The organism is Burkholderia guangdongensis (assembly GCF_013403875.1).
Taxonomy (GTDB): domain Bacteria; phylum Pseudomonadota; class Gammaproteobacteria; order Burkholderiales; family Burkholderiaceae; genus Burkholderia; species Burkholderia guangdongensis.
The window spans coordinates 1-14,451 of sequence record NZ_JACBNX010000032.1 but is presented as its reverse complement, the minus strand read 5'-3'; the positions used below and the strand labels follow the sequence as shown (position 1 = coordinate 14,451).

The following is a 14,451-nucleotide window of genomic DNA, read 5'->3' as shown; positions in this document are numbered from 1 at the left end:
ATGCAAAACGACATCACCGCGGAAGACCGGGCGCTGCTCGACAAGTTCATCGCCGACAACACGCTGTTCCTCGGGCCCGATCCCGAGATCATGCGTAACCACAGCATCCTGCCGCGCTCGAGCGCGGAGCACGAGGTGCTCGAGCGCGGGATGGACCCGCACCAGGTTCACCACGTGCGCGGGCTGATCAATTCGGCGCTGTCCGAGGCGTTCACGATGGTGAACCAGATGGGCGCGGCGCCGGGCGCGAAGTGGGGCGACCTCGTGACCGCGATCTACACCGCGCAGGGCGACCTGTCGATGATCGCACCGCACGGCATCATCGCGTTCGCCGCGTGCTGCTTCTATCCGATCCGCTTCATCATCAAGAACTGGACGAACGATCCGACGGTCGGCGTGCGGGACGGCGACGGCTTCATCCACAACGACGCGCGCTACGGCGGCATTCACAACACCGACCAGTCGATGATGATGCCGCTCTACTACAAGGGCGAGCTCGTCTGCTGGCTGTCGTCGACGATCCACGAGGGCGAGAACGGCTCGACCGAGCCGGGCGGACTGCCCGCGAAGGCGGAGAGCAAGTACGACGAAGGCATCAAGATGCCGCCGTTCAAGATCGTCGAGAACTTCGAGCTGAAGCGCGATCTCGTCACGTTCCTGCAGAACTCGGTGCGCGATCCGCGCCTGCAACTGGAGGACATGAAGGTCAAGCTGCATGCGGTGCTGCGCCTGCGCGAGCGGATCATCGCGATTCTCGACCAGTACGGCCGCGACGCGCTGATCGGCACGCTGCGCACGCACCTCGAGGACGTCGAAGGCGAAATGCGCCGCCGCATCCGCGAGTTGCCCGACGGCACGACGCGCGTGCTGCAGTTCATGGATTCCAGCCTGCGCGAGAACGCGCTGCAGAAGATCTCGTGCGCGATCACCGTGAAGGGCGACCGGATGGTGATGGATTTTCGCGGGTCGGCGCCGCAGTTCCTGAACCGCTCGGTCAACACGAACATCGCGTCGTTCAAGGCCGCGCTGTGCACGGGCCTGCTGCAGAACATCTGGCCGGACCTGCCGCACACGATGGCGGTGCTGTCGCCGATCGAGGTCATCACCGATCGCAACTCGATCCTCGACGCCGAGGGCGAGATGCCGCAGGCGATGAGTCTGATGCCGCTGTTCAAGGGCTGCGTCGTGTGGACGATTCCGATGAACAAGCTGAGCTACAGCCTGCCGCATCGCTACTCGGCGGTGATCGCGTCGCAGTATGACCAGGCGGCGACGTTCATCTACGGCGGGCTCACGCAGCACGGCGACGTGACCGGCAACTTCTGCGCGGACATCAACGGCAACGGGCAGGGCGCGCGCAGCCACGCGGACGGCGAGCATTCGATCTCGCCGGTGTTCGGCTTCATGTGCGACACCGGCGAGCACGAGATCGCGGAAGAGGACACGCCGATCATCCGCCTCGGCGCGCAGCGGCTCGCGAAGGACCGGATCGGCTGGGGCAAGTATCGCGGCGGGATGGGCTACGAGCAGATCGCGACCGCGCGCGGCTCGGGCCTGTGGGGCTTCATGACCGGCTGCGAGGGCTCGAAGTTTCCTTCCGCGCAGGGGCTGTTCGGCGGGTATTCGTGCCCGAGCTATCAGCTGATGAAAATCAAGGGCATCAACATCTTCAACGTGCTCGCGGAGAACCCGAAGGCCGTCGACGTGTTCGACATCGTCGATCTGATGAACACGCGGCCGATCCCCGGCGCGCAGTACAGCAGCCACGACATGGGGATGACGTTCGAGATCTGCAACGAAGGCGAGATCTACATGATCTGCCAGGGTTCGGGCGGCGGCTACGGCGACGTGCTCGAACGCGATCCCGAGCTCGTGATGAAGGATCTGAGGGAGGAGCTGATGTCGCACGAGAACGCGCGCGATATCTACAAGGTCGTCTACGACGAGGACACGCTCGTCGTGGACGTCGACGCGACGGCCGACGCACGCGCGGCCGAGCGGCTCGCGCGCATCGCGCGCGGCAAGCCGTTCGACGCGTTCTGCCGCGAGTGGGTGACGCCCGAGCCGCCGGCGACGCTGCCGTACTTCGGCAGCTGGAACGACACGGCCGAAATCTACGCGACGACGATGGGCCAGCGCGTGAAGATGCCGGCCGATCAGATCCAGGGCGCGTTCATGCTCGATCCGAAGGACGTTCGGATCGCGGAGCTGGAGGCGCGTCTGGCCGCGAAGGACGCGCAGGCATGAGCGGCCTCGGCGGCCTCGCCCGCGCGACCGCTGTCGCACTGCATTGGAAGCTGAACTGGGAGGCGACATGTCCCGATTGATCGAAACGAACCGCGCGCGCCGGCTGCTGTGGCTGAATCACGACGGCTACAGCGCGCCGCTGCTCGCCGGCGGCAACCCGCCGTGGCGGAACATCGCCGCGTGTGTCGCGTGGGCGCGTCAGGCGCACGGCCTGCTGGGGTCGGACGTGCTCACGCTGCCGCTCGCCGACGTCGCGATGGCCTGGCTTGCGCTCGACCCGGCCCTCAGGGGCGAGATGGCCGAGAAGACGAAGCGCGCGCATCTGCCGCTGAAGGTGTGCGTCGCGAGCGCGCCGGTGCGCGAACTTTCGGCCGCGCTCGCGACCGCGTTGCGTGCCGCACTGCCTGATGCGATCTTCACGCTCGTGCTGCCGTCGCCGCGCGACTGGGCCGCGCAGGCGCTCGCGCTCGCCGGCGGCTCGCCCGAGATCGACGTCGACGAGGATGCGGCCGATGCGGCGGCATCCGCCATCGCGGATTTTCTGCGGACGTTCGCGACGGCGGGCATCGACGCGGTGCTGCTGCACGAATCGCGCGCGTGGGATGCGGATGAAGCCGCGCTGTGGCTCGATCTCTATCAGCCGGTCGCGAACGTCGCGCGGCACTACGGCTGGGACTGGGGGATGCGATGGCCGGCGGCGGTCGAATGCGGGAACGGGCCGGGCCCGGACTTCAGCGTCGCGCCGTCGCCGTGCGGCGGGGGACCGACGGGGCTCGTCGTGCCGGCGACTTTCTGGCAAGGTGACGATCTGCCGGCGCCGCGGCCGGATACGTTCGACGTCGCGGACATTCCCGTGGGCGCGCGGCCGGAGACGGTTCTCGCGCGGCTCGCGCTGTTACGTGAAAGAAAAGGCGACTGACATGGTCAACGAAGGCGAACTGCTGTGGACGCCGGGCGACACGTTCGCGCGCGGCTCCAATCTCGCGCGCTACCTCGACTGGCTCGCGGCCGAACGCGGCCTGCCATTCGCGGATTACGATGCGCTGTGGCGCTGGTCCGTGCGTGAGCCGGACGCGTTCTGGACGTCGATCTGGGACTGGTGCGACGTGCGGCACGACGGCTCGGCGCGGCGCGTGACCGACGGCGCGCCGATGCCGGCCACGCGGTGGTTTCCGGACGCGCGCGTGAACTACGCGGAACACGTGCTGCGCCGAGCCGCGCAGGCGGGTGCGGATGTGGGTGTGGATGTGAAGCAGCCGGCGTTTCATCACGCGAGCGAGACGCGCGCGCTGCGCACGCTGTCGCTCGCCGAACTCGCGAGCCAGGTGCGGCGCTTCGCGACGCGCCTGCGCGAGCTCGGCGTGCAGCCGGGCGACCGCGTCGTCGCGTACCTGCCGAACGTGCCCGAGTGCGCGGTCGCGATGCTCGCGGCGACGAGCATCGGCGCGGTGTGGTCGTCGGCGGCGATCGACTTCGGCGTGCGCACGGTCGTCGACCGCTTCCAGCAGATCGCGCCGAAGGTGCTGATCGCGGCCGACGGCTACACGTTCGGCGGCAAGACGTTCGACCGCACGCGCGAGGTGGTCGAGATCGCGCAGGCGCTGCCGTCGCTGCAGACGCTCGTCTGGCTGCCGAACATTGCCGTTGCCGACGGCCTGCCGGCCGAGACGTCGTCGCTGCGGTGCGCGGTGCAGCCGTGGGACGCGCTGCTGTCCGGCCCCGACGTGCCGGCCGACGCGTTCCGCTTCGAGCGCGTCGGCGCTGATCATCCGCTGTGGATCGTGTTCTCGTCGGGCACGACCGGCCTGCCGAAGGCGATCGTGCATAGTCACGCCGGCGTGCTGGTCGAGCATCTGAAGGTGATGCATCTGCATATGGACCTGCGCGCCGGCGACGTGATGTTCTTCTACAGCACGACCGGCTGGATGATGTGGAACCTGCTCGTCGCGGCGCTGCTGACCGGCGCGTCGGCGGTGCTGTACGACGGCAGCCCGATGCACGGCGGCCCTGAATGCCTGTGGAAGCTCGCGGCCGAGGCGGGCGCGACCTGTTTCGGCGGCAGCCCGACCTTCGTGCAGATGATGGAGAAGGCCGGCATCGAGCCGGGCCGGCAGTTCGACCTGTCACGCCTGAGAAGCGTGCTGCTGTCCGGCGCGCCGTGCACGCCGGAGACGTTCGCGTGGTTCTATCGCTGCGTGAAGGCCGATCTGTGGGTCACGTCGCAGTCGGGCGGCACCGAGCTGTGCAGCGGGCTCGTCGGCGCGGTGCCGTTGCTGCCCGTCCACGCGGGCGAGATTCAGGCGCGGATGCTCGGGATGGCGGTCGACGTGTGGAACGACGCGGGCGAGCGTATCGTCGACGAGGTGGGCGAGCTCGTCGTCACGCAGCCCGCGCCGTCGATGCCGATCTTCTTCTGGAACGACGAAGGCGGCGCGCGTTATCGCGAGTCGTATTTCGAGCATTTCCCCGGCGTGTGGCGGCACGGCGACTTCATGCGGCTGACGCCGCACGGCGGCTGCTACATCTATGGCCGCGCGGATTCGACGCTGAACCGCTACGGCGTGCGGATCGGCTCGGCGGAGATCTATCGGGTCGTCGAGGAGATCGAGGCGATCGCCGATAGCCTGGTCGTGTGCTGCGAGCTGCCCGGCGGACGCTTCTTCATGCCGCTGTTCCTGCGCCTGCGCGACGGCGCGACGCTCGACGACGCGCTGCGCGCGCACGTCGCCGAACGGCTGCGCACGCTGTGCAGCCCGCGCCACGTGCCGGACGTGATGGTCGCGATGGAGCAGATCCCGTACACGCTGACGGGCAAGAAGATGGAGGTGCCGGTGCGCAAGATCCTGATGGGGCGGCCGGTCGAGCAGGCGGCGAGCCGCGATGCGATGGCGAATCCGGCCGCGCTCGATGCGTACGTCGCGTTCGCGGGCACGGTGCCGCGATGAGGGTGATGGCGGCGATGACGGCAACCATCGCGGCATCCGGCGATGACGCCGCGATGCATGCGGCCGCCGCAACAGCCGCAACTGCAGCTGATGACTCAGCCGCAGAAGCCACCGCAGCAGCTGCGGCCGATGACGCGCGCGACGGCGGACCGGCGGCACCGCACGATTCCGCGTGCCTGCGGCCGTTCTGCTGCAACCCGTTGGCGGCATTCTCCGCGTTCTCGCGCGTGGGCGGATGGACGCCGCCGCTGCCGCCGCTGGCGCCGCTGCCCGAATCGAACGCGGCGCGGGACGTGCCCGGCGGCGCTTGAAGCCCGCTCGCGGTTGAGGCACGATGATCCACCTACCCTCACCCGGACGACCGTGACCGTCTCCCCGACCCCGACCGGGCGCAGCGCGCGTCGTTACGGCGTGGACCTGCGCGAGCACAAGTTCTTTCCGCCGGCCGCGCGCCGCGGCGCGATCGTGCGCGCTGCGCTGCTCGAGCGCGTGACGCGGATCGGCGTGCCGCGCGTCGTGATCCTGCAGGCACCGCTCGGCAGCGGCAAGTCCACGCTGCTGCAGCAGATCATGGACGTCGGCCGCGCGAAGCCGTGGACGATGGCGTGGCTGACGCTCGACGAGAACGACAACGATCCGCGTCGCTTCGAAACGTATTTCATCGCGCTCGTCGCGGACCTGGTCGCGCAAGCGGGCGCGACCGCGGCCGAGCAGTCGCGCGTGACGACCGACAACATGCTCGACTGGGTGCTCGGCCAGATCGCGCGGATTCCGGGGCCGATCGGCATCTGCATCGACGATTTCCAGTGGATTCACGAGAGCGCGATCCTGCGTTTCTTCCGCGATCTGCTGCGCGCGTTGCCGGGGCGATGCCGCGTCTACATCGGCTCGCGCAATCTGCCGGACGTCGGCGTCAGCACGCTGCTCGTCGCCGAGGAGGCGCTCGTGCTGCGGATGGAGGACCTGCGCTTCTCATCGGACGAATCGTCGGCTTTCCTGATCGATACCGACGACGACACGATCGACGCGCAGACGGCGTCGTTCGTCCGGGAGCGCACCGAGGGCTGGCCCGCCGGCCTGCAGCTGTTCAAGCTCGCGCTCGCGCGCCCCGACATCCGGCGCACGCTCGACGAGACGCGCGATTGCGCGCCGCTCGAGCTCGTCCGCTATCTGTCGGAAAACACGCTGTCGCTGCAGCGGCCCGACGTGCAGACGTTTCTGCTGAAGACGTCGCAGTTACGGCGCCTGAATGGATCGCTCTGCGAGGACGTGACGGGCGTCGAGCACGCGGATGCGCTGCTGCGGGAGCTCGAGCAGGGCGGCCTCTTTCTCGAGGCGCTCGACGGCAGCCCGGGCTGGTATCGGTATCACAGCCTGTTCGCGCGATTCCTGTCCGAGCGGTTCGGCCTCGACGGCCAGGACCGCGTGCTCGACGTGCATCGGCGTGCCGCGCACTGGTACGTGCGTCACGGCGTGCCGGAAGAGGCGATGTTTCATGCGGTCGAGGCGCGCGAATACCCGCTCGCGATCAGCACGCTCGACGACTGGGCGTCGCGGCTCGTCGCGGGCGCGGAGCTCGTGACCGTCGCGTACTGGTTCGATCGGCTGCCGCTGCACGACGTGCTCGCTTGCCGCAGCCTCGCGGTGAAGATCGCGTGGGCGCTCGTGTTTCTGCGCCGCGGTGTGCCGACGCATCCGCTGCTGTCGCATCTCGACGACACGCGCGCGCCCGGCGACGATCGCGACGCGCACAGCGCGGATGTCGTGCTCGCGATGGCGACGCTGTTCAACAACGACTTGCGCGGCGCCGCGCGCCTCGCTAACGTGCCGGCGCTGCATCAGCCGGCGCGCGACATCTTCGAGGCGTTCGAGCTCGGCGCGGCCGCCAATCTGCTGACGTTCAGCGCGATGGCCGAGTGGCACGAGGAGGCGATCCATCATCTGCTCGTGCTCGCGAACAGCCACAACGACTACGCGCAGGCGGCGTTCAGCCAGGGATATACGCTCGCGCTGCGATGCATTCTGCAGGTGATGAGCGCGCAGCCGCGGCTCGCGACCGAAGCGCCGCGCGCGACGCCGGGCGCGCGGGCGGACGCGGCCCGGCCCTACGTGAACCGTGGCATGGCGGCCGCGGCGCTGGCCGCGTCGCGCATCTGGGCGTGCTACGAGGCCGACGAGCTCGACACCGCCGAACGGCTCGCCGCGCAGTTCGAGGAAGACATCGCGCTCGCGGCGGTGCCGGAGTTCATCGCGCTGTCGATGGTGTCGATCGCGCGCGTTCACGCGGCGCGCGGGCGCATGATCCAGGCGCGCGACACGCTCGACACGCTCGAGCGCCTGAGCTTCCAGAGCCGGTGGTCGGGCGTGCGCGAGATGATCGCGTGGGAGCGCCTGTATCTGGCGGGGCGCAGCGGCGATCCGGCGCGCGTCGACGCGTTGCTGCCGCAGGTGTCGGGCGACGCGGCGCCGACGGACCCGGCCTGGATTCCGGTCACGGAGATGCTGAGCGGGCCGTTGCTCGGGCGCATCCGGCTCGCGTTGCATCAGCGCCGGCTCGATCGGGCCGCCGAGCTGCTGAAGGCGGCATCGAGCATCATGCCGGTTCGGCCGCTGTTGTCGGTGAAGCTGGACGTGCTGCACGCGCTGGTCCAGCATCGGCAAGGGCAGACGCGGCTGGCGTTGCGCACGCTTGCCCGCGCGTGCGAAACGGCGCGCGCGGGCGGCTGCCATCGCGCGCTGCTCGACGAAGGCGCGGAACTGGTCGCGCTGCTCGATCAGGTGCCCGATGCGGCGGCGGATCGCGCCGTGCCCGCGCCGGGCGTTCGGCAAGCGGCGTGGTTCGGCACGCTGTCGCAGCGCGAGCATGAAATCCTGCGGCTACTGTGCAGCGGCGCGTCGAATCGCGAGATCTCGGAAAAGCTGTTCCTTTCTGAAAACACCGTGAAGTTTCATCTGAAGAATCTCTACGTGAAGCTGGACGTCAGGAATCGCGCGCAGGCGATGCTGAAGGCGAAGCCGGACATGCGGTGACGCGCGCCGCCACGCCCGGCCGATTGCGGCGCCCCGACCGTCACTGACTGATCTTCTCGAGCGCGAGCCCGCGGGTTGCCGGCCCGAGCAGGATCATCACGATGCCGACCAGCATCGACACGCCGATGAACACCGCCACGCCGGGCACGCCGTAACCATGCAGCAGAATCCCGCTCGCGAGACCCGCGAACGCGGCGGCGATCCGGCTCCACGAATAGACGAAGCCGACCGCGCGCGCCCGGATGCGCGTCGGATACAGCTCGGCCTGATAGCCGTGGTACGCGTAGGACATCACGTTCGACGCCAGCGTGAACAGCACGCCGAGCACGATCAGCAGCCACGGCTGCGACGCCTGCGAGAACAGCACGATCACGATGCCCATGATCAGCAGCCCGCCGATGATCTGCGTCTTGCGCTCGAGCTTGTCGGCGAACCACGTGCCGATCAGCGGTCCGAACGGATTGGCGATCGCGATCACGAACGCGTAGCCGAGGCTGGCCGTCACGTGCACGCCGCGGTTGATCAGCAGCGTCGGCACCCACGCGGCGAACCCGTAGAAGCCGATCACTTGCGCCATGTTGAAGATCGACATGATGACCGTGCGCTTCAGGTAAGGTGGCCGCAGCACCTCGCCGAGCGAGCCCTGGCCGGCCTTCTCGAGCGGCACCGCGCGCGGTGCGGGCAGCGTGGTTCCTTTTTCGGCCGTGATCCGCCGCTCGATGTCGGCCACGATCCGCTCGGCCTCGTCGACGTACCCGTTGCGCGCGAGCCAGCGCGGGCTCTCCGGGATATGGCGCCGCAGGAACCACACGACGATCGCGCCGACCGAGCCGATCAGGATCACGACGCGCCAGTAGTCGAGCCCGAACGGCCGCGTGTCCTTCAGGATGTATGCGAGGAACGCGACCACCGGCACCACGCTGAACGTGATGAACTGGTTGACCGCGTACGCGCGGCCGCGCTCGCCGCTCGGAATCAGCTCGGAGATGTACGTATCGATCGTCACCAGCTCGACGCCGATGCCGATGCCGGCGATGAAACGCCAGAGGTTCAGCCCGAGGCCGGTCGTCTGGAACGCCATGATGATCGTGCACACCATGTACCAGAGCAGGGACCACGTGAAGATCATGCGTCGCCCGTAGCGGTCCGCGACCTGGCCGAACACGAGCGCGCCGACCCACAGCCCGGCGAACGTCGCGAACACGAAGGTGCCGAAACCGGCGACCTTCAGCGGCCCGAGCGCCGAGAAAAAGCCGAGCGACTCAGGCGTGAAGAGCCCCGAATGGATCATGCCGGGCGCCACGTAGCCGGTGAAGAACAGGTCGTAGAACTCGAACACCCCGCCGAGCGAGATCAGGATCACCATCGTCCAGAGGGTGCGCGACGGCGGTAGACGGTCGAATCGGGCGGCGATCTCCGCCGATTTTTCGATGGACATCTGGGCACCTCATTACAGATTGAAAGGGCGACGCCGTGGCCGGTGTCGTACCCCATACTCTAGTGCATGCTGGAGGGTGCGGTCACAGCACGCCCGACTTCCAGATCATCTGCGCGGCGGCGGCCAGCACGAACGCCAGCACGACGCCGCGGAACACGACCGGCCGCAGGCTGTCGCGCAGCGGGCGCACGAGCAGCATGCCGGCGATCGCCGGCAGGCTCGCGGCGGCGGAGATCGCGAGGTCGGCGCCGTTCGCGTGCGCGCCGTGGCTGAACGTCGTGATCAACGTGACGACCGACACGACGAGGATGATCGCGATCCGCTTCGTGAACGTGCGGCCCGTCGCGCCGGACGCGATCAGGTACATCGCGAGCAGCGGGCCCGGCACGGACGCGATGCTCTCCATCAGCGCGGCGCCGAAGCCGAGCGCGAAGCCGACCGGCTGCACGAGCGCCGGCGCGAGCGTCAGCTTCGGCGCCGCGAGCAGCAGCACGGCCGCGACGATCAGCGCGATGCCCGACGCGGCCTGCGCGTGATGCGGTTCGAGCGCGACGAGCACCGAGACCCCGATCACGTTGCCGATCACCGTGCCGACGAGCGGCGCCGCGATCTGCCTGACCGTGCGCAGCATCTCGCCGCCTTCGAGCGCCTGCGGAATGTTGCCGATGATGATCGGCATCGACAGCAGCAGCACCGCGAGCTTGACCGGCAGGAAATGCGTGAGGATCGGCATTGCGACGAGCGGCACGCCGATTCCGGTGATGCCTTTCACCATGCCGCCGAGCATCAGCGCGACGACCACGCCGAGTAGTTCGAGTGCGCCGAGTGCTTGCAGATGCGGGTACAGGAGACCGGAGGAGAGATGGAGGTCGAGCATCGGTGGATATCGGCGGGTGGTTGGCGGCGCGTGTCGTCGCGAATCGGCGGCGGTGGCGTGGGCAGCGGCGCCGGCGCGTGATGTGTCGAGGCGTCGAGGCGGCGGCCGGCATCGCCGGCATGCATGATAGCGCACGCGCGGTCCCGCTCAGGCGACGTCCGTCCGCCGTGCGGCGACCCATGCCGGCGCGGCGGCCTGACGATCCAGCGGGATATCGACTTCGATCGTCGTTCCGCTGCCCGGCGCCGACACGATCGTCATCGTGCCGTTCACCAGGTATGCGCGCTCGCGCAATCCCACGATGCCGAACGACGTTGCGTTGCGCGGGCCGTTCGGATCGAACCCGATGCCGTCGTCGCGGACCCTGAGCGCGATCCGAGCGTCGTCGCAGGTCAGGTCGATCTCGACGTGCCCCGCATGCGCATGACGGGCGACGTTCGCGAGCGCTTCCTGGATGATCCGGAACACCGACGTCGCATACGGCTCGCGAAAATCGACGTCCGGCGGCTCGAAGCGAAGCGTGCACGCGATGCCGCAGCGATGCTCGAGATCCTGCGCGAGCCATTGGGTGGCCGCGACGAATCCGAGGTCGTCGAGCATCAGCGGCCGCAGGTCGGCCGCGATGCGGCGAATGGATGCCACGGTGCGGGTGACGAGCCGCAGCATCGACGCGATTTTCAGCGCGATGCCGGCATCGTCCTGCGGCACGCGCTCCGTCAGCCATTGGAGATCGAGCGCCAGCTTCGCGAGCGACTGCGCGAGTTCGTCGTGCAGCTCGCGCGCGATGCGGCGCCGCTCCTCCTCGCGCGCGGATGCGCCGAGCGCGGACATTTCGCGCAACTCCTCGCGGGAAGCCTCGAGCGCCCGTTGCGTGCGCTGGCGCTCGCGGATTTCGCGCAGCAGCTCGTCGTACGACGCGCTCAATTGCGCGGTGCGGGCGGCCACGCGTTGCTCGAGCAGTCGCTTCGCGTCGTTCAGCTCGGCCGTTCGCTCGACGACGAGCCGGTGCTCGAGCCGTTCGCCGTCCAGCGCGCGCACGGTTCGCGCGTACAGCTTGCCGTTCTCGAGCAGCAGCGTGAACAGCACGATGCTCGACGCGAGCAGGCCGTAGATCCGGCCGGCATAGAAGCCGACGTCGAAGCGCCCGTGATTCAGGATCGACGACAGCGCGATGTCGAACAGCCATGCGACCAGCACGACGGTGATCCAGAGATCGAGTACCGACCGGGGGCGGCGGCGCCACAGGATCCCGAGCGCCGCGAGGTTCAGCAACCAGACCGCCGTCACCACGCCGGTGACGGACGGCAACATGCGGTTGCCGGTCATTAGCGCCGGCAGCATCGCGCCGCCGGCGGTGGCCAGCAGCGTCAGTGCGACGGTGGCGAGCAGTGCGCCGGCCACGCACATCAGAATGGGCCAGCCCGGCCCGCCGGCGCGCATCCGCGCGCCGGACGCGTCGCGGCTCAGCAGCGCATAGCCGCCGACGGCCAGCGGGAAGCCGCCGTGCCAGAACATATAGAGCCACGCCGTGCTCTGCTGGCCCGCGCCGAGCAGCCCCGTCGCGGAGAACAGCCCGGGAAAGCTCAGCGTGTGCGCGGCGGCCATGGTGCTGGCGAACAGATAGCCGCCGGCCAGCACCAGCAGCGCCGTCGAACGCAGGATCGCGAACTGGCCGAGGAGCAGCCCGGCCGTGACGAGATCGTTGATCATCATCGCCGTCTGGTAGACGGGGATGAACGCCCACACGTCGGCGAGCTGCTGCTTCGCGAACGGTGCGAGCGCCAGGAACACCGCCGCCGACAGCATCACCATCGTCAGCGCACGTTTGTACTGGCGAGCGTCCGGCGCCAGTGTAGACATGAACAGCGACGACCGGTCGGTAACCTGGTTCATGACTTTTTCCCCCGTGTCGAGCCGGTCGGGCCCCGGTTCTCGAGTTCGTTGCCCGCCATTCTACGTTCTGCCCGCCGCCTTTATCCACATACAAAAACGCCCGGCTTCGTGCCGGGCGTTTCGTTTGGTGCGCCCGGCAGGGCGCACTCACTCGGAGGTGAAAGTCCTCTACTCGCCCGGCAAGGGGAAGAGTTAGCCGAAGGCAAGGGTTTCCTGGGTGACTGGGAGTCTGAAGGAAGCCGGATGGCAAAGCGCTGGCCTGACGAACAGGAAGCGGATATGAGGCGTGGCGACTGGGTAAGGTGCCCAACATCACCGAAGCCCGAAACTTGCACCGACGTTGCTACGTAGATCCGACAGGCATAAGCGTGAAGGTGAGTGCGCAATACCCGGGGAGATCTGTTTCTGTGCTGGAGCGGTACGGCCAGCTACCGTCGTCGAGAGGCGACGGGACGCGGAAGCAGAAGTCAGCAGAAGGCATAGTAGGTCAAGGCGAAGGCGGCGAGCCGAAGAATACCGTGACCGAAGGCCTGAACAGTGAATGCCGAGAGTAGGACGGATGATCTCGAAACCTGTTATGGATGCAGAAGCGCTGGAGACAGCGGCCGAGCACGCGAGGGGTGGCCGGAAGCCACAGGGCTGCGTGCGGGGTGCGGAAACGGGCACGGCGACATGCGGGCGAACGAAATCGGAGGGCGACGCGCTGATGGAGCGCGTCGTGGAGCGCGGCAACATGAGGCGGGCGTATCGCCGGGTGCTGAGGAACAAGGGATCAGCCGGGGTAGACGGGCTGAGCGTGGAAGGCCTTGGCGACTGGCTGAAGATGCACTGGCCGAGTGTGAAGCAAGCGCTGCTGGAAGGGAAGTACCTGCCGCGAGCGGTACGCCGGGTGGAGATACCGAAGCCGCAAGGCGGGGTGAGGACGCTTGGCGTGCCGACCGTGGTGGACCGACTGATTCAGCAAGCGCTGCACCAAGTATTGCAACCGATCCTGGAGCCGACGTTCTCGGCGAGCAGTTACGGATTCCGACCGGGCAAGAGTGCGCTGGACGCGGTGCGTCAGGCGCAAGCACATGTCCAGGGCGGTCGGCATTGGGTGGTAGACATCGATCTGGAGAAGTTCTTCGATCGGGTCAATCATGATGTGCTGATGGGCCGGGTCGCCCGGCATGTGCAAGACAGGGTGACGCTGAAGCTGATTCGCCGCTTCCTTGAAGCGGGGATGATGGCGGACGGCGTGACGCAGGCGAGAGCAGAGGGTACGCCGCAGGGCGGCCCGCTGTCCCCGCTACTGTCGAACATACTGCTGAGCGATCTGGATCGGAGACTGGAGCGCCGAGGGTTGGCATTCTGCCGGTACGCTGACGACTGCAACATCTACGTTGGCAGCAAACAAGCAGGACAACGCGTCATGGCGAGCACCAGGACCTATCTCGAGAAGGTCTTGAAGCTGCGCGTGAACGAGACCAAGAGTGCGGTGGCCCGACCGAGCACGCGGAAGTTCCTGGGATACCGGGTCGCGGTAAGGTTGGGGCAAGCGCATATCCGGGTCGCACCGGAAAGCATCAAGCGATTGATGAGCCGGGTGCGGGAACTGACGCTGAAGGGAAGAAGTGGGTCTCTTGAGCGGACGATCCAGAAGCTCAACCCGCTCCTGCGAGGCTGGGCAATTTACTTCCGGCTAAGTCAGCAGCACAAGCGGCTGGAAGGGCTGGACGGATGGTTGCGAAGGCGCCTGCGCTGCCTGATCTGGCGGCAGTGGAAGCGCCCCCGAACCCGAGCGCGCAACATGATCGCCCTGGGCTTACGCCCGGAGCGGGCATGGAAGTCGAGCGTGAACGGCCGAGGGCCTTGGTGGAATGCCGGTTCCCACCATCTGAAGGGGGGTGTCAGGATTTCCGTGTTCAAGGCGGGTTGAATAATCACACGGACGGGCGAACGAATCGATCCTGATAGAGGATAGCGAACTGGTTCATCGCTGCCTTCCAATCATGAGCAGCACGACTCCAGTCGGCCGTGAT

Annotated in this window: 9 protein-coding genes; 6 read left to right on the top strand and 3 right to left on the bottom strand. The window is 67.8% G+C overall.

The window, feature by feature from the left end:
* The 5 genes from HZI36_RS24735 to HZI36_RS24715 all read left to right on the top strand — a co-directional run bounded on the left by HZI36_RS24735 (position 1) and on the right by HZI36_RS24715 (position 8,222).
* On the top strand, positions 1-2,247 hold the full coding sequence (locus HZI36_RS24735) for a hydantoinase B/oxoprolinase family protein (protein WP_179405306.1): 2,247 nt from the start codon (positions 1-3) through the stop codon (positions 2,245-2,247).
* Positions 2,248-2,314: 67 nt separating this feature from the next.
* Entirely contained in the window at positions 2,315-3,166 is an 852-nt protein-coding gene (locus HZI36_RS24730) for a M15 family metallopeptidase domain-containing protein (protein ID WP_179405305.1), read from the top strand.
* Position 3,167: 1 nt separating this feature from the next.
* On the top strand, positions 3,168-5,192 hold the full coding sequence (locus HZI36_RS24725; RefSeq protein WP_179405304.1) for an acetoacetate--CoA ligase: 2,025 nt from the start codon (positions 3,168-3,170) through the stop codon (positions 5,190-5,192).
* A gap of 14 nt (positions 5,193-5,206) precedes the next feature.
* Positions 5,207-5,503, top strand: coding sequence for a hypothetical protein (locus HZI36_RS24720; protein ID WP_179405298.1), 297 nt, complete (start codon positions 5,207-5,209; stop codon positions 5,501-5,503).
* Between the two features lie 52 nt (positions 5,504-5,555).
* On the top strand, positions 5,556-8,222 hold the full coding sequence (locus HZI36_RS24715) for a winged helix-turn-helix domain-containing protein (protein WP_179405303.1): 2,667 nt from the start codon (positions 5,556-5,558) through the stop codon (positions 8,220-8,222).
* Positions 8,223-8,262: 40 nt separating this feature from the next.
* On the opposite strand, the gene HZI36_RS24710 is transcribed toward HZI36_RS24715, so the two are convergent.
* The 3 genes from HZI36_RS24710 to HZI36_RS24700 all read right to left on the bottom strand — a co-directional run bounded on the left by HZI36_RS24710 (position 8,263) and on the right by HZI36_RS24700 (position 12,430).
* The gene (locus HZI36_RS24710) at positions 8,263-9,588 is read right to left on the bottom strand and encodes an MFS transporter (protein WP_218884308.1); all 1,326 of its coding nucleotides are present in this window, start codon (positions 9,586-9,588) and stop codon (positions 8,263-8,265) included.
* 154 nt (positions 9,589-9,742) lie between these two features.
* Positions 9,743-10,537: a sulfite exporter TauE/SafE family protein gene (locus HZI36_RS24705; RefSeq protein WP_179405301.1), complete on the bottom strand. Its 795-nt coding sequence runs from the start codon at positions 10,535-10,537 to the stop codon at positions 9,743-9,745.
* Positions 10,538-10,684: 147 nt separating this feature from the next.
* The gene (locus HZI36_RS24700) at positions 10,685-12,430 is read right to left on the bottom strand and encodes a sensor histidine kinase (protein WP_179405300.1); all 1,746 of its coding nucleotides are present in this window, start codon (positions 12,428-12,430) and stop codon (positions 10,685-10,687) included.
* 559 nt (positions 12,431-12,989) lie between these two features.
* On the opposite strand from HZI36_RS24700, the gene ltrA reads away from it, so the two are divergent.
* Complete coding sequence (gene ltrA / locus HZI36_RS24695) at positions 12,990-14,348, top strand: group II intron reverse transcriptase/maturase (RefSeq protein WP_179405299.1); 1,359 nt, start codon at positions 12,990-12,992, stop codon at positions 14,346-14,348.
* Positions 14,349-14,451: the final 103 nt, after the last annotated feature.

Bases quoted from the DNA above. Each gene is read 5' to 3' on its own strand.
- HZI36_RS24735 (WP_179405306.1), top strand. From the start codon at position 1: ATGCAAAACGACATCACCGCGGAAGACCGGGCGCTGCTCGACAAGTTC.
- HZI36_RS24730 (WP_179405305.1), top strand. From the start codon at position 2,315: ATGTCCCGATTGATCGAAACGAACCGCGCGCGCCGGCTGCTGTGGCTG.
- HZI36_RS24725 (WP_179405304.1), top strand. From the start codon at position 3,168: ATGGTCAACGAAGGCGAACTGCTGTGGACGCCGGGCGACACGTTCGCG.
- HZI36_RS24720 (WP_179405298.1), top strand. From the start codon at position 5,207: ATGACGGCAACCATCGCGGCATCCGGCGATGACGCCGCGATGCATGCG.
- HZI36_RS24710 (WP_218884308.1), bottom strand. From the start codon at position 9,588: ATGGTGATCCTGATCTCGCTCGGCGGGGTGTTCGAGTTCTACGACCTG.
- HZI36_RS24705 (WP_179405301.1), bottom strand. From the start codon at position 10,537: ATGCTCGACCTCCATCTCTCCTCCGGTCTCCTGTACCCGCATCTGCAA.
- HZI36_RS24700 (WP_179405300.1), bottom strand. From the start codon at position 12,430: ATGAACCAGGTTACCGACCGGTCGTCGCTGTTCATGTCTACACTGGCG.
- ltrA (WP_179405299.1), top strand. From the start codon at position 12,990: ATGATCTCGAAACCTGTTATGGATGCAGAAGCGCTGGAGACAGCGGCC.